General features: G+C 71.9%; 18 protein-coding genes. 16 read left to right on the top strand and 2 right to left on the bottom strand.

What is annotated here, in order from left to right:
- Positions 1 to 8 precede the first annotated feature (8 nt).
- From IEZ13_RS17980 to IEZ13_RS17930, 11 genes are all read left to right on the top strand, one after another.
- Positions 9 to 236 (top strand): 4Fe-4S dicluster domain-containing protein, encoded by a 228-nt coding sequence (locus IEZ13_RS17980; protein WP_183218824.1) that lies wholly within the window; start codon positions 9 to 11, stop codon positions 234 to 236.
- Positions 233 to 1,582 carry an aliphatic sulfonate ABC transporter substrate-binding protein gene (locus IEZ13_RS17975; protein WP_183218823.1) on the top strand — a complete coding sequence of 450 codons (1,350 nt, stop codon included), beginning with the start codon at positions 233 to 235 and terminating at the stop codon, positions 1,580 to 1,582. Before IEZ13_RS17980 ends, IEZ13_RS17975 begins: the two co-directional genes overlap by 4 nt.
- On the top strand, positions 1,579 to 2,403 hold the full coding sequence (locus tag IEZ13_RS17970) for an ABC transporter permease (RefSeq protein WP_183218822.1): 825 nt from the start codon (positions 1,579 to 1,581) through the stop codon (positions 2,401 to 2,403). The genes IEZ13_RS17975 and IEZ13_RS17970 overlap by 4 nt, the downstream gene beginning before the upstream one ends.
- Positions 2,400 to 3,128 (top strand): ABC transporter ATP-binding protein, encoded by a 729-nt coding sequence (locus tag IEZ13_RS17965; RefSeq protein ID WP_183218821.1) that lies wholly within the window; start codon positions 2,400 to 2,402, stop codon positions 3,126 to 3,128. The genes IEZ13_RS17970 and IEZ13_RS17965 overlap by 4 nt, the downstream gene beginning before the upstream one ends.
- Positions 3,125 to 5,803, top strand: coding sequence for a fumarate reductase/succinate dehydrogenase flavoprotein subunit (locus IEZ13_RS17960; RefSeq protein ID WP_183218820.1), 2,679 nt, complete (start codon positions 3,125 to 3,127; stop codon positions 5,801 to 5,803). Before IEZ13_RS17965 ends, IEZ13_RS17960 begins: the two co-directional genes overlap by 4 nt.
- A gap of 9 nt (positions 5,804 to 5,812) precedes the next feature.
- On the top strand, positions 5,813 to 6,478 hold the full coding sequence (locus IEZ13_RS17955; protein ID WP_183218819.1) for a M23 family metallopeptidase: 666 nt from the start codon (positions 5,813 to 5,815) through the stop codon (positions 6,476 to 6,478).
- A gap of 120 nt (positions 6,479 to 6,598) precedes the next feature.
- Entirely contained in the window at positions 6,599 to 7,738 is a 1,140-nt protein-coding gene (locus IEZ13_RS17950; protein WP_183218818.1) for an NAD(P)/FAD-dependent oxidoreductase, read from the top strand.
- An 8-nt stretch (positions 7,739 to 7,746) separates the two neighbouring features.
- Complete coding sequence (locus IEZ13_RS17945) at positions 7,747 to 8,628, top strand: RNA polymerase sigma-70 factor (protein ID WP_183218817.1); 882 nt, start codon at positions 7,747 to 7,749, stop codon at positions 8,626 to 8,628.
- Positions 8,629 to 8,671: 43 nt separating this feature from the next.
- Positions 8,672 to 9,046 (top strand): PH domain-containing protein, encoded by a 375-nt coding sequence (locus IEZ13_RS17940; protein WP_183218816.1) that lies wholly within the window; start codon positions 8,672 to 8,674, stop codon positions 9,044 to 9,046.
- A gap of 53 nt (positions 9,047 to 9,099) precedes the next feature.
- Positions 9,100 to 9,681 carry a hypothetical protein gene (locus tag IEZ13_RS17935; RefSeq protein ID WP_183218815.1) on the top strand — a complete coding sequence of 194 codons (582 nt, stop codon included), beginning with the start codon at positions 9,100 to 9,102 and terminating at the stop codon, positions 9,679 to 9,681.
- A 112-nt stretch (positions 9,682 to 9,793) separates the two neighbouring features.
- A complete protein-coding gene (locus tag IEZ13_RS17930; RefSeq protein ID WP_203833689.1) occupies positions 9,794 to 10,594 on the top strand; it encodes a poly(ethylene terephthalate) hydrolase family protein in 801 nt (266 codons plus the stop codon).
- Here IEZ13_RS17930 and manD read toward each other — a convergent pair whose 3' ends face one another.
- On the bottom strand, positions 10,595 to 11,803 hold the full coding sequence (manD, locus tag IEZ13_RS17925) for a D-mannonate dehydratase ManD (RefSeq protein ID WP_183218814.1): 1,209 nt from the start codon (positions 11,801 to 11,803) through the stop codon (positions 10,595 to 10,597).
- Between the two features lie 95 nt (positions 11,804 to 11,898).
- Here manD and IEZ13_RS17920 point away from each other — a divergent pair, with 95 nt between their 5' ends.
- Together IEZ13_RS17920 and IEZ13_RS17915 are read left to right on the top strand one after the other, a co-directional pair.
- Positions 11,899 to 12,399 (top strand): SigE family RNA polymerase sigma factor, encoded by a 501-nt coding sequence (locus tag IEZ13_RS17920; RefSeq protein ID WP_183218813.1) that lies wholly within the window; start codon positions 11,899 to 11,901, stop codon positions 12,397 to 12,399.
- Positions 12,400 to 12,401: 2 nt separating this feature from the next.
- On the top strand, positions 12,402 to 13,586 hold the full coding sequence (locus IEZ13_RS17915) for a WD40 repeat domain-containing protein (RefSeq protein WP_183218812.1): 1,185 nt from the start codon (positions 12,402 to 12,404) through the stop codon (positions 13,584 to 13,586).
- Between the two features lies 1 nt (position 13,587).
- On the opposite strand, the gene IEZ13_RS17910 is transcribed toward IEZ13_RS17915, so the two are convergent.
- Complete coding sequence (locus IEZ13_RS17910) at positions 13,588 to 14,556, bottom strand: 2-dehydropantoate 2-reductase (RefSeq protein ID WP_183218811.1); 969 nt, start codon at positions 14,554 to 14,556, stop codon at positions 13,588 to 13,590.
- 224 nt (positions 14,557 to 14,780) lie between these two features.
- Here IEZ13_RS17910 and IEZ13_RS17905 point away from each other — a divergent pair, with 224 nt between their 5' ends.
- The 3 genes from IEZ13_RS17905 (at position 14,781) to IEZ13_RS17895 (ending at position 17,480) form a co-directional block, all read left to right on the top strand.
- Positions 14,781 to 15,278 carry a hypothetical protein gene (locus IEZ13_RS17905; protein ID WP_229794765.1) on the top strand — a complete coding sequence of 166 codons (498 nt, stop codon included), beginning with the start codon at positions 14,781 to 14,783 and terminating at the stop codon, positions 15,276 to 15,278.
- Positions 15,279 to 15,348: 70 nt separating this feature from the next.
- Positions 15,349 to 16,743, top strand: coding sequence for a CoA transferase (locus tag IEZ13_RS17900; RefSeq protein ID WP_203833690.1), 1,395 nt, complete (start codon positions 15,349 to 15,351; stop codon positions 16,741 to 16,743).
- A 134-nt stretch (positions 16,744 to 16,877) separates the two neighbouring features.
- The gene (locus IEZ13_RS17895) at positions 16,878 to 17,480 is read left to right on the top strand and encodes a TetR/AcrR family transcriptional regulator (protein ID WP_183218809.1); all 603 of its coding nucleotides are present in this window, start codon (positions 16,878 to 16,880) and stop codon (positions 17,478 to 17,480) included.
- The last annotated feature ends 7 nt before the right edge of the window (positions 17,481 to 17,487 follow it).

The following is a 17,487-nucleotide window of genomic DNA, read 5'->3' as shown; positions in this document are numbered from 1 at the left end:
AGAATCCCATGGCGCTGGTCGATCAACGGGTCGATGTGCCCGTAGTCATCGATAAAGGTCTATGTATTGACGAGTGCACGCTCTGCGTCGACATGTGCCCACTGGACTCGCTGGCCATCGACCCGGAGACCAGCAAGGCGTACATGCACGTGGACGAGTGCTGGTACTGCGGCCCGTGCGCGGCCCGCTGCCCGACCGGCGCGGTGACCGTCAACATGCCGGTGCTGATCCGATGAGGGCCCGGCTCGCGTTCCCGCTCACGGCGCTGCTGGCGCTCACCGGCTGCACGGTGGCCGGGCAGGCCGCCGACGCCGGCGCCGAGCAGGTCGTCGTCGGCTACCAGTCCAAGACCATCAACACCGTCACCGCCGGCACCCTGCTGCGCGCCCAGGGCTTCCTGGAGAAGCGGCTCGGCGACGGCTACCAGGTCGTCTGGCAGGACTACGACACCGGCGCCCCGATCACCGCCCAGATGATGGCCGGGAAGATCGACATCGGCTCGATGGGTGACTATCCGCTGCTCATCAACGGCGCCCGCGGCCAGCAGTCGGAGCAGACCCGGACGAAGATGATCGCGGTCACCGGCTTCAACCAGCGCGGCGCCCTCAACACCGTGGTGGTCGCGAACGACTCCAAGGTGCGGTCGCTCTCCGAACTGAAGGGCAAGGTCGTCTCCACCAGCGTCGGCTCCGCCGCGCACGGCCTGTTCGTGCAGGCGCTGCGCAAGGAGGGGCTGAAGGACACCGACGTCAAGGTGGAGAACCAGCAGCCACCGATCGGCGCGTCCGCCCTGCAGTCGGGCAACGTCGACGCGCTGTCACAGTTCGTCGCCTGGCCCGGCCTGCTCGTGCACCGCGGCGAGGCCACCGTCCTCTACGACGGCGGCGCGCTCGGCGTGCCCACTCTGCACGGCACCGTCGTCCGCGAAGCCTATGCCGACGAGAAGCCCGACGTCGTGAAGGCCTTCCTGGCCGCCCAGCAGGACGCCACCGAGTTCCTCTGGAAGAACCCGGTGCAGGCCGCCGAGATCGTCGCGAAGGAGACCGGGCTGCCGGCCGAGGTGGTATACCTCTACAACGGCGCGAACGGCATCGCCACCTTCGACCTGCCGATCAAACCCGACCTGCGGGCCGCTCTCGATCAGGACGTGCCGTTCCTGAGGTCGATCGGGGTGCTCCAGGACATCGACCTGGACGCGTTCGTCGACGACAGCCTGGTGCAGGCCGGTGGCACGCCCGGGGCCGTGCTGAGCGGCACCGACGCGATCTGTGGGAAGCCGGTCGGGGACAAGGCGCTCGCGGGGGAGCTGTGGCTCGACGGAGAGAGTGGCACGCAGGCCACCGCTGACCCGACCTGCCTGCTCAAGGCGGTGAAGGCCGCGACGACGGCCGGTAAGAAGATCCGGGCCGCGTACGTGCCGGACGCCGGCACCGGCACCCGCTGGTTCGCCGACAAGAGCACCTGGGTACGCGACGGCGACCGCTTCCTGCCGTTCGTCACCGAGGCGGCGGCGCTCGCCTACAACACCGCCCACCCGGGGTCGCGCGTCCTCGCGTACGAGAAAGCGGTGAACGAGGCATGACCACCACCCTCGCCGCACCGGCACGGGAGACCCGGACCGAGTCGAGCCCGAAGCGGCCGGCAGGCCGCCAGGCGAGTCGCTGGCTGATCCGCGCCGCCTCGCTGGTGACCGCCCTGCTCATCTGGCAGTGGCTGACCGCCACCGACGCCACCCTGTGGATCCGCTTCGACCGGCTGCCCACGCCGGTCGAGGTGGCCGGGCAGCTCGGCCTGCTGCTGCGGGACCCGCTGTACTACCTGGACATCGCGCAGAGCCTGGTCCGGATCCTCACCGGGTTCGCCCTGGCCGCGGTCGCCGGGATCGCCGCCGGCATCGCGGTGGCCCGTTCCCGGCTGCTGTCCGACCTGCTGCAACCGCTGTTCGAGGTGGTCCGGCCGATCCCGGCGATCGCCCTGGTGCCGGTCGCGATCCTGCTGTTCCCGGAGAACGAGCAGGGCATCGTGTTCATCACCTTCACCGCGGCGTTCTTCCCGATCCTGGTCAGCACCCGGCACGCGGTCCGCGCGCTGCCGACGGTGTGGGAGGACGCGGTCCGCACGATGGGCGGCGGGCGCTGGCGGGTGCTGCTCAGCGTGGTGCTGCCCGGGGCGCTGCCAGGCGTGTTCGGTGGCCTGTCGGTCGGCATGGGCGTGGCCTGGATCTGCGTCATCTCCGCCGAGATGATCTCCGGTGACTACGGCGTCGGGTACCGCACCTGGCACGCCTACACGATCGTCGACTACCCGGCCGTGCTGGTCGGGATGATCACCATCGGGGTGCTCGGCTTCGCTACCGCGGGCGCCGTCGAACTGCTCGGCCGCCGGGTGGTGGGGGACCGGTGAGCCTCGCCTTCCACATCAACGGCGTGAGCCTCGGGCACGGCGACGAGACCGTGGTGCGCGACCTCGACCTCGACATCCGCCCCGGCGAGGTGCTGGTCGTGGTCGGCGCCTCCGGCTGCGGCAAGTCCACCCTGCTGCGCAGCCTGGCCGGCCTGCTCCCGGTCCGCGGCGGCGCCCTGCTCGCCGACGGCGCCCCGATCACCGGCCCGTCCCCGGACCGGGCGCTGGTCTTCCAGGACGACGCCCTGCTCCCGTGGCGCAGCGCCCGCCGCAATGTGGAGCTGCCGCTGGCCATCCGCCGGGTGCCGCGCGGCGAACGCCGCCGGCTGGCCGACCACTGGCTCGCCCAGGTCGGGCTCGCCGACCACGGCGACCGGCGGCCCGGCAAGCTGTCCGGAGGCATGCGCCAGCGGGTGCAACTGGCCCGCACGCTGGCCGGCGAACCGAAGGCGATCCTGATGGACGAGCCGTTCGGGGCGCTGGACGCGCAGACCCGCGCCGCCATGCAGCGGCTGCTCGTCGACGTGCTGCGGACCACCCCGGCCACCGTCGTCTTCATCACCCACGACGTCGACGAGGCGCTCTACCTCGGTGACCGGGTCGCGGTCCTCGGCCCGGAGGGCGTGCGCACCCTGATCGACGTCCCCGAACCCCGCGATCCGGCGACCCGCGGCACCCCCGTGGTCCGCGCGGCCCGCGAGGAGATCCTGAGGAGCCTCACGTGACCCGCCACCTCACCACCGACGTGCTGGTCATCGGCGGCGGCACGGCCGGAACCATGGCCGCGCTGTCCGCCGCGGCCGCCGGCGCGAACGTCCTGCTCCTGGAGAAGGCGCACGTCCGGCACTCCGGGGCGCTGGCCATGGGCATGGACGGCGTCAACAACGCGGTCATCCCGGGCAAGGCCACCCCCGAGGACTACGTCCGCGAGATCACCCGCGCCAACGACGGCATCGTCAACCAGCGCACCGTCCACCAGACCGCGGTCCGCGGCCACGCCATGGTGCAGCGGCTGGAGAGGTACGGCGTCAAGTTCGAGAAGGACGAGTACGGCGAGTACGCGGTCCGCCAGGTGCACCGCTCCGGCCGGTACGTGCTGCCGATGCCGGAGGGCCGCGACATCAAGAAGGTCCTCTACCGGGTGCTGCGCAGCCGCCACAACCGGGAGAGGATCCAGATCGAGAACCGGGTCATGCCGGTCCGGGTCCTCACCCACGAGGGCCGGGCGGTCGGCGCGGCCGGTTTCGACACCCGCAGCGGCGAGTTCGTCACCGTGGCCGCGAACGCCGTCGTCCTGGCCACCGGCGCGTGCGGGCGGCTCGGCCTGCCGGCCAGCGGCTACCTCTACGGCACCTACGAGAACCCGACCAACGCGGGCGACGGGTACGCCATGGCCTACCACGCCGGGGCGGAACTGTCCGGGATCGAATGCTTCCAGATCAACCCGCTGATCAAGGACTACAACGGGCCCGCCTGCGCCTATGTGGCCAATCCGTTCGGCGGCTATCAGGTCAACAACCGGGGCGAACGGTTCGTCGACTGCGATTACTGGTCCGGGCAGATGATGTCCGAGGTGGCCCGGGAACTCGACTCCGACCGCGGGCCGATCTATCTGAAGCTCAGCCATCTGCCGGACGAGACGATCGCCACCGTGGAGGGCATTCTGCACTCCACCGAACGGCCGTCGCGGGGGACGTTCCATGCCGGGCGCGGGCACGATTACCGGACTCACGACATCGAGATGCACATCTCCGAGATCGGGCTGTGCGGCGGCCATTCCGCGTCCGGTGTGTGGGTCGACGAGAACGGGGCGACCACGGTTCCGGGCCTTTACGCGGCCGGTGATCTGGCGTGTGTGCCGCACAACTACATGATCGGCGCGTTCGTCTACGGCGATCTGGCGGGGACGCACGCGGCTTCGTTGGAGAAGAGCGACATCTCCGATCTGCCGCAGGACCAGATCGCCGCTGCCAGGGAACTGATCTATCGCCCGCTGGAACACCCGGACGGCCCGCCGCAGCAGCAGGTCGAATACAAGCTGCGCCGGTTCGTCAACGACTATGTGGCCCCGCCGAAGTCGGCCGCCAAACTCGAGATCGCGGTCGAGACGTTCCACCGGATGACCGGCGAGATCGCCGAGATGGGCGGCCGCACCCCGCACGAGCTCATGCGCTGCGTGGAGGTCAGTTTCATCCGCGACTGCGCCGAGATGGCCGCCCGCGCCTCCCTCGTGCGCACCGAGAGCCGCTGGGGCCTCTACCACGACCGCGCCGACCATCCGTCCCGTGACGACGACGAATGGCTCTACCACCTCAATCTGCGCCGCAACGCCGCCGGTGAGATGGAATTCGTCAAACGGCCGGTCGCCGAATACCTCTTCCCGGTCGACGGATTCCAGCCCCCGTCCGGCGCCCCCGAAACCCCCGTCTCCGAGCCCAGGAGATTCGGCGCCGCCGCACTTCACAAAACCATTGATCGTACGGGTGAGAGCACCTCGACCGCCGCGGCCGCGCGCATCGTGGCCGTCCTGGCGCTCGCCGAACAGGAACCCGCCCTGACCGCTTTCGCCCAGTACCTCGACGACGCCGACGCGGGCGTACGCCGTACCGCCGTCGCGACGCTCACCGAGGTCGCCCCGCCCGGCGTGGCCGACGCCCTGGTCGGCGCCCTCGCCGACCCCGACCGCACGGTGCGCGCCGCCGCGGTGACCGGCCTGCGGGAACTCGCCGACGTCCTGCCCGCCACCGAGGACCTGGCCCAGCGGCTGCGGGCCGGCTACGCGAGCACCGACACCGCGGTCCGCGAGATCGTGATCGAGCTGCTGCGGATCATCGGCCTGGGCGGCTCCGCCGACTTCCGGGCCGCCGCCGAGGACGTCGACGTGGCGGTCCGTCTCCAGGCCGTCCGCGGTCTGGTCCGCCGCGACGACGTCGGCGGTCTCGCCGCGGCCGCCCTCGACCCGGCCCGCGAGGTGCGGGTGGCCGCCGCGCACGGCCTCGGCACGGTCGGTGACCCGGCCGCCGCCGGCACCCTGCACCGGCTCACCGGCGACGACGACGTCCTGGTCCGGGCCGCCGCGCTGGCCGCGGCCGCCGGAATCGGCTGCCCGCCGCCGCTCGCCGCCACCGCGGTCACCGCGCTCGGCGACCCGGCGTGGCAGGTGCGCGAGGGCGCCGCCAAGGGCCTGGCCGCCGCCGAACCGGACGTCGCCGCCCCGGCCCTGTCCGGCGCCGTCCGCGACGGCAACCTCGACGTCCGCAAGGCCGCCGTCCGCTCGCTGGCGGCCTGGCCGCACCGCGACGACGTGGCAGCGGCCCTGCGTGCGGCCGCCGACGACCCGGACGCCGACGTGCGGGCCTGGGCCCGGCGCGGGACCGCCACCGCCGGAAACGGGCGCTAGGGTGTCGCGATGCGCAATCTAACCTGGCTGGCGGGATTGACCGCGGCCGCTGTGGGCCTCTCCGGCTGCGGCGTCCCCGGCTCGAACCCGGCGGGGCCCGCCGCGGAGGCCGCACCAGCGGCGGCCGTGGCGCCCGTCGAGGTCGAGCTGGCCGCGGCCGCCGCCACCTACAAGTACGTCTTCCCGGTACGGGCGAAGAACGCCTCGTACCACAAGACCCACTCCGGCTACCCGGCGACGGACATCTTCGCCGCCTGTGGCAAGCCGTTCGTCGCCACCACCGGTGGTGTCGTCCTCGAGGTGAGCCGGGTCGACAAGTACAAGAAGGGCGTGCCGGACGGGCCGTACAACGGCGGCAAGTTCGTCTCCATCCTCGGCGACGACGGCGTCCGCTACTACGGCTCGCACCTGAGCAAGGTGACCGCCGGCATCAAGAAGGGTGTCCGGGTCAAGGCCGGGCAGTCGCTGGGCAAGGTCGGCAAGACCGGCAACTCCAGCGGCGTCTGCCACGTGCACTACGGCATCTCGCCGGCGTGCAAGAAGACCGGCGACTGGAAGGTCCGCCGCGGCGTCGTCTGGCCCGCGTCGTACCTCACCTCGTGGCGCAAGGGCGGGCAGAAGAGCCCGGTCAAGGCGGTCGCCACCTGGAACAGGAAGAACAACTGCAAGGCCTGACCTCCAGGCGTGACGCCTCACCCCGGTGAACGCCGGGGTGAGGCGGCTCACAACTGTCACACTCCCCGGCCGGCCGGTGTCTCGTGCCCGAACCGCCCGAACGAGCCTCAGGGAGTTCCGATGAACGTTGTAGTGATCGGCGGCGGCTACGCCGGAGTCATGGCCGCCAACCGTCTCACCCGCCGTGACGACGTGACCGTCACGCTGATCAACCCGCGCCCGGTCTTCGTCGAACGGCTCCGCCTGCACCAGCTGGTCCGCGGCAACCACGAGGCGGTCGTCGACTACCGGGACGTGCTCGCCGACCGGGTCCGGCTGCGCACCGCCACCGTCGACCGGATCGACGCCCCCGCCCGCACCCTCACCCTGACCGACGGCGCGACCGTGGGCTACGACTACCTCGTCTACGCGGTCGGCAGCGGCAGCCCGCGGGCGCCCGAGCACGCCCACCCGATCGCCACCCTGGAGGACGCGCGCTGGCTGCGGCCGCTCGTGGCCGCCGCCTCCGCCGTGACCGTCGTCGGCGCCGGGCCGACCGGACTCGAGACCGCCGCCGAACTCGCCGAGGCCGGGCACACGGTGACCCTGGTGTGCGGGGACGTCCTCAACCCGTACCTGCACACCAACGGCCGCCGCTCGGTCGCCGGGCAGCTGGCCCGGCTCGGGGTGCGGGTGGTCGACGGGCCGGGCGCAAGCGTCACCGCGGTCACCCCGGACACCGTCCGCCTCGCCGACGGCCGGGAACTGCCCAGCCCGCTGACCGTGTGGGCGGCCGGGTTCAGCGTCCCCGACCTCGCCACCCGCAGCGGCCTCACCACCGACGACGCCGGCCGGCTGATCACCGACGAGACCCTGACCAGCGTCGACGACGCGACCATCGTGGCGGCCGGGGACGCGGCGGCGCCGTCCGGACGGCCGTACCGGATGGGCTGCCAGTCCGCGATCCAGCTCGGGCCGCAGGCGGCCGAGACCGTGCTCAGCCGCATCTCCGGCGCCACACCGGCGGACGCCGAAGTCGGATTCGGCGGCCAGTGCATCAGCCTCGGCCGGCGCGCCGGGATCTTCCAGTTCGCCCGGCGCGACGACCGTGTCCTCCCGCTGTACCTGGGCGGGCGGCCCGGCGCCAAGCTCAAGGAGTTCGTGGTGGCGCACACCGTCAAGCAACTGGCCGACGAGGCGCGCCGCCCCGGCGCACGCGATCTGTGGATCCACGACCGCAACCGCGCCCAGGCCGTCACCGCCGCCGCCGGTGTCGCATGATGATCGATATGCGCGACGCCACCGACGACTTCGTCACCTACCGCAACCTGCTCTTCACCGTGGCGTACGAGATGCTCGGCTCCGCGGCCGACGCCGAGGACGTGCTCCAGGAGACCTGGCTGCGCTGGGTCGACGTCGACCTCGACCAGGTCCGGGACCGGCGCGCCTACCTGGTCCGGATCACCACCCGGCAGGCCCTCAACCGGCTCCGTACGATGCAGCGGCGCCGCGAGTCGTACGTCGGCTCCTGGCTGCCGGAGCCGCTGCTCACCACCCCCGACGCGTCCGGCGACGTGGAGCTGGCCGAGAGCATGTCGATGGCCATGATGCTGGTGCTGGAGACCCTGGCGCCGACCGAACGGGCCGTCTTCGTGCTGCGTGAGGTGTTCGACGTGGGGTACGACGAGATCGCGGAGGCGGTCGGCAAGACCCCGGCCGCGGTCCGCCAGATCGCCCACCGGGCCCGGCAGCACGTCGATGCCCGGCGCCCCCGGCAGACCGTCTCGGAGGGTGAGGTCCGCGCCGCCCTCGACTCGTTCCAGAAGGCGCTCGGCGCGGGCGACCTCCAGGGACTGCTCGACGTGCTGGCGCCGGACACCGTCCTGATCGCCGACGGCGGTGGCCTCAAGCAGGCGGCGGCCCGCCCGATCATCAGCGCCGACAAGGTGGCCCGCTTCATGCTCGGCGGCCTGCGGAAGGCCCGGATCAGCTACACCACGGCGTTCGCCACGGTCAACGGCAGTCCGGCGCTGGCCGTCCACGTCGACGGCGAGTTCGACGGGGTGATGGCCGCGCGGGTCGACCAGGGGCGGATCACCGGCCTCTACTACGTGCGCAACCCGGAGAAGCTGACCCGCCTCACCGACGCCGCCGAGGTGACCCTGCGTTGAGACATTCCGGCCGGGTGCTGCACGGGGCGGCTACCGTGAGGTCGTGATTGACTTCTCCAGCCCATCGGTCTTCAAGCTCAACCCGTGCGACCCGGCCTCGGTCTACCCGCAGGTGGCGCCGCTGCTCATCCCCGGAGAGCAGCTGATCGCGGCGTTCAAGACGACCCGCGACTTCGTGGTCTTCACCAACAAGCGGCTGATCGCCGCCAACGTGCAGGGCATGACCGGCAAGAAGGTCGACTACACGTCGCTGCCCTACGGCAAGATCCAGGCGTTCTCGATCGAGACGGCGGGCAACTTCGACCGCGATTCCGAGCTGGAGATGTGGTTCAGCGGCCTCGGCAAGGTCCGCCTCGAATTCAAGGCCGACTCCGACATCCGCGCCCTCAGCCAGATGATCGCCGGCTTCGTCCTTTAAGTTCCTTTTCACCGGTACGGGGTGAGGCCGCCATCGCCGAATCCCGGCCCGGCGTGCCCGCGTTCGATGTCCCGGTCAGTCCCGGCGTGGTCCTCCTCGCCGCGGGCGTCACCCTCATGATCGGCCGCAATCTCAGCGGCGTGGTTCGCGACCAGTTGGCGTACCCGGGCGATGCCTGGTTCACGGCCGGGTTCGCCCTGCTCTGGGCCGCGATGCTGGGTGCGGTCTGGACCAGGGCGCTGCGCGGGGCCGTCCTGCGGCTGCGCCCCGACGGCATCGAGGAGCACCGGTTTTTCGGATCGATCCTCGTGCCGTGGTCCGCTCTCGAGACCCCGCGGTCGTCCCTTCCTCGCGGGGACCAGCAGATCGCCCTCTTCCTGGCTGATCCGGGAGCGGTCCGCAGGCGGGGCCTCCGCTCCCGAAACGCCACCACTCTGCCGGCGATCGGTGTCGACGCCGAGTTCCTGGCCCGGGCCGTCCACGAGTACGCGAACCGGCCCGACCTGCGCCCGGCCATCGGCTCCCCGGAGGAACTGGCCCGCTTCCTGGCGATTCCGCAGATCGCCCGGCTCAACGATTCGAGTGCGGCACGCCGAAACGCCGGTTCGGATACCCCTACCGCTGGAAGCCTCTGACCATCCGTCGACAGGAATCCTGTCGACGACGCAGGTGATTTCGCCGATCCCCTCGTCAATATTGACGGGCATCGTTTTATTCATGTTGAGACCGTCAAGATGGATCGGCGCGGTGCTCGTATTGCTTGCGTCCGTGGCCGCCATCGTCACCACGCTGCTGGTCACACCGGTGGCGGCCCAGGCCGCGCCGGGTGGATCCGGCCCCTACCCGGCCGACTACGAGACCACGATCCGCCTCTACTCCCACACCATCTACCGCCCGAACACCCTGCCCGCCGGCCTGATGCCGATCGTGGTGTGGGGCAACGGCGCCTGCCGGGCCGACGGCACCTGGTTCCAGAACATCCTGAAGGAGTTCGCCTCACACGGCTTCCTGGCGATCGCGAACGGCCGTCCCGGCGGCGCCGGAAGCACCGACGCGGACATGCTGATCGAGGCCATCGACTGGGCCGTCGCGGAGAACTCCCGGGTCGGCAGCAAATACCGCGGCCGCCTGGACACCGGCAGGATCGCGGTGATGGGCCAGTCGTGCGGCGGTCTGGAAGCCCTGGAGGCCGGCGCCGACGCCCGGGTCGACACCACCGTGTTCTGGAACAGCGGCCTGCTCAGCGACCTGGAGAACTACCGGCTGTCGCGGCTGCACGGGCCGGTCGCCTACATCACCGGCGGGCCGGACGACATCGCCTACCCGAACGCGGTCGACGACTACGGCCGCCTGCCGGCCGGGCTGCCGGCCTTCATGGCCCACCTGCCGGTCGGTCATTACGGCACGTTCTCTCAAACCAACGGCGGAGAGTACGGCCGAGTCGGCGCCGCCTGGCTGAAGTGGCAACTCAAGGGCGACCAGACGGCCCGCACAGTACTCACCGGACTCTCCTCACCGTGGACCGTGACCAGCAAGAACCTGTTCTGATCACCAGCTGTGCATGGTGCCGTCCTGAAGGCGGTTGACCGGCAGAGACGCTGCCCGGTACGGATACCGCGCGGCCAGATCCTCGTCGATGTCGATGCCGAGGCCCGGCTCCTCGCCCGGGTGCAGGTAGCCGCCCTCGAACCGGTAGCCGTGCGGGAAGACCGCGTCGGTGGTCTCGGTGTGGCGCATGTACTCCTGGAGGCCGAAGTTGGGGATGGAAAGGTCGAGGTGCAGGGCGGCAGCCATGCAGACGGGGGAGAGGTCGGTCGCGCCGTGCGAGCCGCTGCGTACGTGGTAGAGGTTCGCCAGGTCGAAGATGCGCCGCAGGTGGGTGATGCCGCCGGCGTGCACCACCGTCGTCCGGATGTAGTCGATGAGCTGCTCGGTGATCAGCTGCTGACAGTCCCAGATGGAGCTGAACACCTCGCCCACCGCGATCGGGGTGGTGGTGTGCTGCCGGATCAGGCGGAAGCCCTCCTGGAGTTCGGCCGGGACCGGGTCCTCCATCCAGGTGAGGTGGTAGGGCTCCAGGCTCTTGCCGAGCCGGGCCGCCTCGATCGGGGTGAGCCGGTGGTGGACGTCGTGCAGCAGTTGAAGGGTCGGCCCGAACTCCTCGCGGACCCGGGCGAACACCCGCGGGACGTGGTCGAGATAGTGGGCGGTGGACCAGACGTTCTCGGTGGGGACGGCGGCGTCGGCGGGCTCGTAGAACATCCGGTCCTTGCTGACGCCGTAGGTGCTCTCCAGCCCGGGGATGCCGGTCTGCACCCGCACGGCCCGGTAGCCGAGCTTCACGTAATCCGCGATCTCGGACAGGACGGACTCGATGGAGTCGGCGTTCGCGTGTCCGTAAACGGTCACCCCGTCGCGGGAGCGCCCACCCAGGAGCTGGTAGACCGGCAGGCCCGCGACCTTGCCCTTGATGTCCCAGAGGGCGGTGTCCACGGCCGCGATCGCCGTCATCGTCACCGGACCGCGCCGCCAGTAGGCGCCCTTGTACAGGTACTGCCAGATGTCCTCGATCCGCGCCGGATCCCGCCCGGTCAACTGCGGCACCACGTGCTCGGTGAGATAGGCGGCGACGGCCAGTTCCCGCCCGTTCAGTGTCGCGTCCCCGACCCCGTACACCCCCTCGTCGGTGACGATCTTCAAGGTGACGAAGTTGCGGTCGGGGCAGGTCACGATGACCCGGGCCTCGGCGATCTTCACTCGGGATCCTCCTTGACGAACGATGTCGATGGGTCCGGCTCGATGAAGTCTGTCAGTGCGGGTTTCGCCGGCCGCCCAACCATCCAGGGGTGCCCATGCGTTGGACAGGTGTGGACAGCGAATTCGCCGCCTTCGTCGAGGCACGCCAGCACCGGCTGCTGCGCTCGGCGTACCTCGTCTGCGGCGACCACCACCTCGCCCAGGATCTGTTGCAGGGCGCCCTCGTCAAACTCGCCCTGCGGTGGAGCCGCGTGCGCGACGGCGACCCCGAGGCGTTCCTGCGCACGGTCATCTACCGCGACGCCGTCTCCTGGTGGCGCCGGCGCCGGCGCGAGGACCTCAGCGACGACCCGCCGGAGCGCTCCGACGGCGGCGAGGACGTGCCGAACCGGCTGGTCTTCGCGGCGGCGCTGCGCAGGCTGCCGCCCCGCCAGCGCGCCGTGCTGGTGCTGCGGTACTTCGACGACCTCACCGAGGCGCGGACCGCGGAGATCCTCGGCGTCACGGTCGGAACGGTGAAGAGCCAGGCCAGCGCGGGCCTGCGGAAACTGCGGGAGCTCGCGCCGGAGCTCGGCGAGATGGCCGGGAGGGGCTGACGATGGGAACGAACCGGCTCACGGAACTTCTCGAGGAGACCGCGGCCGAGGTGCCGGCGCCGGCATTCGCGGCGACCGCCTGGGCCACCGCCCGCCGGGTCCGCCGGCGCCGGCAGCTGATCGCCGGGGTCGCCGCCTTCGCCACCGTGGTCGCGGTGAGCGTGCCGCTGCGGACCGGAGGAAACGGCGAACCCGCCCCGGTCGGCGTGACGCCGTCGGCGATCGCGGTCGCCCCCGGCGTCGACGCCGTGCCGGCCGATCTCGCTCGGCAAACCCTCGCACCCTTCCCGGAGGCGCTGACCATCCCGGCCGACGCCCGCAAGCTGTCCGAACATCCGGTGGAGCGGGCGGCCGTGGTCGTCCAGCAGACCGATGCGGAGGGCCCGCCAGACGCCCCGCTGTATGTGCTCGACCTCGCCGGCGAGTGGACCCGGATCGACGTGACCGGCCTGGAACCCACCCGGGACGAGAGCGGCAATCAGGCGTACGCGCTGCGCTCCACCGCGCTCTCCCCGGACGGCCGCCGGGTCGCCGTCCCGCAGCCGCAGGCCCTGGTGGTCATCGACCTGACCACCGCCGAGGCCCACCGCATCCCGGTGCCCGGCTGGAACGAGCAGGTCATGTGGTGGGGTGACGAGACCGTCCTGGTCGGCGCGGACGGCCCCGGCGTGGTCCGGGTCGACTGGCGGACCGGCACGGTCACCCCCGAACCGGCCGGGATCTCTGCCTGGAGCAGCGCCGGCGCCCGGCAGGTCAGCGCCGGTGCACTCACCGAACTGGTCGTGGTCGAGGACCGGCGGATGGCACGCGGCTGGGTGCTCGGCGACCCGAGGCCCGCGTGGGAGTCACCCCTCGACGAGAGCGGTCTGCCCAGCGCCTACCGGATCAGCCGGTGGTACGGCCCCGCGGTGCCCGACGGCGCCGGCCGGGTGGCGGCCGCCGCCTGGGGCGGCCGGGGCGAGATGCTGACGGTCGTCAACGCGCGCACCGGCGCCGTGGAGCGGATCCTCGACCTCGGCTACGAGCGCATGAAGAGCTGCTGCACGGCGCTCGCATGGGTCGGCGACCACGTCCTGCTGGTGAAGACCGACCGGGAGGGCCTGATCACCTGGGACACGCGTACCGGGGTGGTCACCCAGGTCACCGTCGCCCCGATCGAGGCCCGCCTGTCGGTCCGCCTGTCCTGACCTACTTGTGGTTCACCCCGTGCATCAACGCCAGGATCGCCCGGTTCAGCGGCACCGGCACCCCGTGCTGCTCGCCGAGCCGCACCACCGCGCCGGTGATCAGCTCGTGCTCGGTGGCCCGGCCGGCCAGCCGGTCGTACAGCATCGACGTGCCGTCGTCCTCGGCGAACCCGTCGTAGATCTCCATCGTGTGCTCGATGTCGGCGTCGGAGAGCCGGGCCCCGGCCGCTCGGCCCACCGCGATCGCCTCGTCGAGCAGCGCCCGGGTCAGTTCCCGGACCGCCGGCTCGTGCTGGATGACCGACATCCGCTTCATGGTCAGTGAGGTCACAGGGTTCGCCCCGACGTTGGTCAGCAGCTTGCGCCACGCCGCCGTGGAGAAGTCGGCGACCCGCTCGACGTGCAGCCACGACCCGTCCAGCAGCGCCGTGAACCGGTCCGCCGGATCGGTCCGCGACAGCTCCGTGGCCGTCACGGCCGGGCCCTCGCTGAAGGTCGCCCGCGCCGTGCTCGCGGCCGTGCCGGGCGCGCCCGGCACGGTGATCCGGGCGCCCATCCGGTGCAGCACGTGACCCGGGCCGAGTGACTCCGCCGCCACGTAGACCAGCGCCGGCAGCACCCGTGTGCCGCGCGGCACCAGCGGTTCGATCCGCTCGGCGTGGTCGACGCCGTTCTGGAGCACCACCACGGTCGTGTGCGGCCCCACCAGTGGCCCGAACCAGGCGGCCGCGCCTGTCGCGTCCTGCGCCTTGGTGGCCAGCAGCACCCAGTCCACCTCGGTCGCCTCGCTCGGGTCGACCAGCACCGGGACGTCCAGCTCACGAACGCTGTCGGCGCGCTCGACGATCAGCCGCTCCGGGCGACGCCGGGCGCAGACGACGACGTCGTGCCCGGCGTCGATCGCCGCGGCGGCGACCACCGTGCCGACCGCGCCGGCGCCGATGACCGCGACCCGAGTCCTCGTGGACATGAACCAGCCTCCCGAATAACTGAGAATGTTTTCTCAGTTCCCATCTTGCGGGAGAAGTTTTTCGGCTCCGTTACGTCTGACCGGAAACGGTCGTCCGTCACACCCCTCGTGTCCTACGGCACACGAATCAACATCCGGAATCACCCCCGCAACCCGCGCGCGGTAGCCTGGCGAAGTTGAGCGGAGGGCAGATGGACACGTTCGGGATTGAGCCCACTGATGACATGGGTGCGGCTCCGTCGGTGGCACGGTTGCTGCTGGAGCTTCGCGGCCGCACGAGCGTCGACGTCCGCCCATCGGGCCGCTCGCTCCAGGTGCGCCCGAAGGACTCGAACGTCATCGCGGTGCACATCCACCCCGGCGGCATCGACCTGGCCCTCGACCAGGACCGGGCCAACGAGGTGGCGCTCTCCATCGAGGGCGCCTATGTGCGCGACGACGAGCCGGTCACCCAGGTCTCCGTCGAGGCGTATCTGATCGACGCCAACTACGACGCCCTGCTCGCCGCCGCGGTCGAGGCCGTCGAGCAGCGCGCCGCCGGGAAGCCGGTGAAGGCCGCCGCCGCTGCCCCGCGTGCCCGCGCCACCTCCACCGGCACCCGGGCCCCCGCGAAGCCGAAGGCCGCCGCGAAGCCGGCGCCCCGCCCGGAGCCGCCCCGCTGCCCCAAATGCCGGCAGTACGAGCTGCTCGCCAGCGGCGAGTGCCCATCCGGCTACTGCTGACCCGGCGGGCCGCAACACGCGGCCGGCCGCCGAACCCGGCACGCCACCGACGTCCCGGCATGATGTCCGGGTGAACCTGCTGCCCGGAGTGCTCGCCGCCCTCGACCTTCCCGCGCCTTTCGGCACACCGGCGGCCCTCGGCGGCCCCGCGCTTGCGTCGCTGCGCTTGACCGGCGGGCCGGTGTTCGCGTCGCCGCTCGCGGTCGGCGACTGCGCGGTCGCCTCGGTGGCCGCCTGCCTCGTCGCCGCCGCCGACCTCGCGCACGCCCGCACCGGCCACCGCCCCGGCATCGCCCTGGACACCGCCCACGTGGCGGCCGCCATGCGCAGCGAGATCCACCTGCGCGACCCGGCCGGCAACGGCATCGACGGCTTCGCACCCATGTCCCGCCTGTGGCCGGCCGCGGACGGCTGGGTGCGCACCCACGCCAACTACCCGTGGCACCGTTCCGCGCTGCTGACCGCACTCGGCGTCACCGACGATCCCGGCCCGGCGATCGCCGCGCTCCCGGCCGCCGAGGTCGAACGCCGTGTCTACGCCGCCGGCGGCCTCGCGGTCGCCGCCCGCACCCCGGAGCAGTGGCGTGCCACATGCCCGCCGGACGCACCACTGGTCAACCTCACGCCCACCACGCACGCGCCCGCCCTGCCCGCATCGACGGGCCCACTGCCCGCCTCCGGCCTACGGATCCTGGATCTGACCAGGGTGATCGCCGGACCGGCCGGCACCCGGATGCTCGCCGCGCTCGGCGCCCACGTCCTGCGGGTGGACGACCCGAACCGTCCGGAACTCCCGCTGCACGCCCTCGACGGCGTCATCGGCAAGGCCAGCACCGAGATCGACGCCACCACCGCCGGGGGCCTGCGCACCCTGGATCGCCTGATCGGCGACGCCGACGTGGTGGTCACCGGCTACCGCCCGGGCGCGCTGCGCCGCTTCGGCCTGGCCCCGGACCGGATCGCCGAACGCCATCCCGGCACCATCGTCGCCACCCTCTCCGCCTGGGGAACCACCGGCCCATGGGCCGACCGCCGCGGCTTCGACAGCCTGGTCCAGATCGCCACCGGCATCGGCTGGGCGGTCAGCCCCGACGGCATCCGTCCCGGCACGCTCCCGTGCCAGCTGCTCGACCACGCCACCGGCTACCTGCTCGCCGCCGGCATCCTCACCGCCCTGGCCCGCCGGGCCCGCGGCGGACCCGCCACCCACGTCCGCGTCTCTCTCACCCGCACCGCGACCTGGCTGCTGGATCAACCCCGTGGAACCCCTCTCCCCGGTACGGACGACGCGCACTCGAACATCGACGATCATCGTGTCCCGCTGGGCGACGGCTGGACCGGCATCGGCCCGCCGGGCCTCCTGGACGGCCACCCCCTGCGCTGGCCCCACCTGCCACCCCGCTACGGCCGCTCCCCGGCCACGTTCCTGTCGGATGGAATGGGCGGGAACGGACAGGCCGGGTGACCCACCACTCACGCCCGGATGGGCGCGGCACGGTCTTGCGTGGCAGGTGCTCGCGTGGCTCGGCGGGACGGGGCCGGTGCTTTCGTGGCAGGTGTGGCCGTACCCCTGATGGTCCGGGTCTTTAGGATTTCGGCATGTCGGCGGCGGGATCTCGGGAGCGGCCACGCCGTGGTGACGCGCGATTGCGGCGCGCCGCGCTGCTGGCCGCGGTGGGGGAGTTGCTGGCCGAGCGTGGGCCGGGGTTCTCGCTGGCGGAGGCGGCCGGGCTGGCCGGGGTGTCGACGGCGACCGCCTACCGGAACTTCGCCGACCCGGGGAGTGCGATCGACGCGTTCTTCGCGGAGCTGGTCGGGGATCTGCTGGAGGCGTTCGACCGGTTGCCCGGTGGCGGGGATCCGCTGGCGGACGTGCGCGCGGTCTGCCGGGAGTGGGTCGAGCAGGCGTCGCGATGGGGTGCCGCGGCTGTGCACATTCGGTCACCGCGGGGTGTGCTGGCGCGCCGTGGCGAGGAGGATCCGTTCGTCGGCGGGCTGTACGAGCGGCTCGCGCGGCTCGTCGAGGCGGCGATCGCGTCGGGGGCGGTGCCGCGGCAGGACGTGCGGTTCGCGGTGCTGATGTGGGTGACGATCTTCGATGAGCGGGTGGTCGTGGATTTGACCCGGACGCTCGCATGGAGCGCGGACGAGGCGGCGGAGCATCTCACCGGGGCGCTTCTGCGGGTGCTGGGGCGATCCTGAAGGGTGT

The sequence above is a fragment of the Actinoplanes campanulatus genome, from assembly GCF_014647795.1.
Taxonomy (GTDB): domain Bacteria; phylum Actinomycetota; class Actinomycetes; order Mycobacteriales; family Micromonosporaceae; genus Actinoplanes; species Actinoplanes campanulatus.
This window is presented reverse-complemented; position numbering and strand designations above follow the sequence as displayed.

Coding starts and splice junctions, on each gene's coding strand:
- IEZ13_RS17980 (WP_183218824.1), top strand. CDS start 9: ATGGCGCTGGTCGATCAACGGGTCGATGTGCCCGTAGTCATCGATAAA.
- IEZ13_RS17975 (WP_183218823.1), top strand. CDS start 233: ATGAGGGCCCGGCTCGCGTTCCCGCTCACGGCGCTGCTGGCGCTCACC.
- IEZ13_RS17970 (WP_183218822.1), top strand. CDS start 1,579: ATGACCACCACCCTCGCCGCACCGGCACGGGAGACCCGGACCGAGTCG.
- IEZ13_RS17955 (WP_183218819.1), top strand. CDS start 5,813: ATGCGCAATCTAACCTGGCTGGCGGGATTGACCGCGGCCGCTGTGGGC.
- IEZ13_RS17950 (WP_183218818.1), top strand. CDS start 6,599: ATGAACGTTGTAGTGATCGGCGGCGGCTACGCCGGAGTCATGGCCGCC.
- IEZ13_RS17945 (WP_183218817.1), top strand. CDS start 7,747: ATGCGCGACGCCACCGACGACTTCGTCACCTACCGCAACCTGCTCTTC.
- IEZ13_RS17920 (WP_183218813.1), top strand. CDS start 11,899: ATGCGTTGGACAGGTGTGGACAGCGAATTCGCCGCCTTCGTCGAGGCA.
- IEZ13_RS17915 (WP_183218812.1), top strand. CDS start 12,402: ATGGGAACGAACCGGCTCACGGAACTTCTCGAGGAGACCGCGGCCGAG.
- IEZ13_RS17910 (WP_183218811.1), bottom strand. CDS start 14,556: ATGTCCACGAGGACTCGGGTCGCGGTCATCGGCGCCGGCGCGGTCGGC.
- IEZ13_RS17905 (WP_229794765.1), top strand. CDS start 14,781: ATGGGTGCGGCTCCGTCGGTGGCACGGTTGCTGCTGGAGCTTCGCGGC.
- IEZ13_RS17895 (WP_183218809.1), top strand. CDS start 16,878: ATGTCGGCGGCGGGATCTCGGGAGCGGCCACGCCGTGGTGACGCGCGA.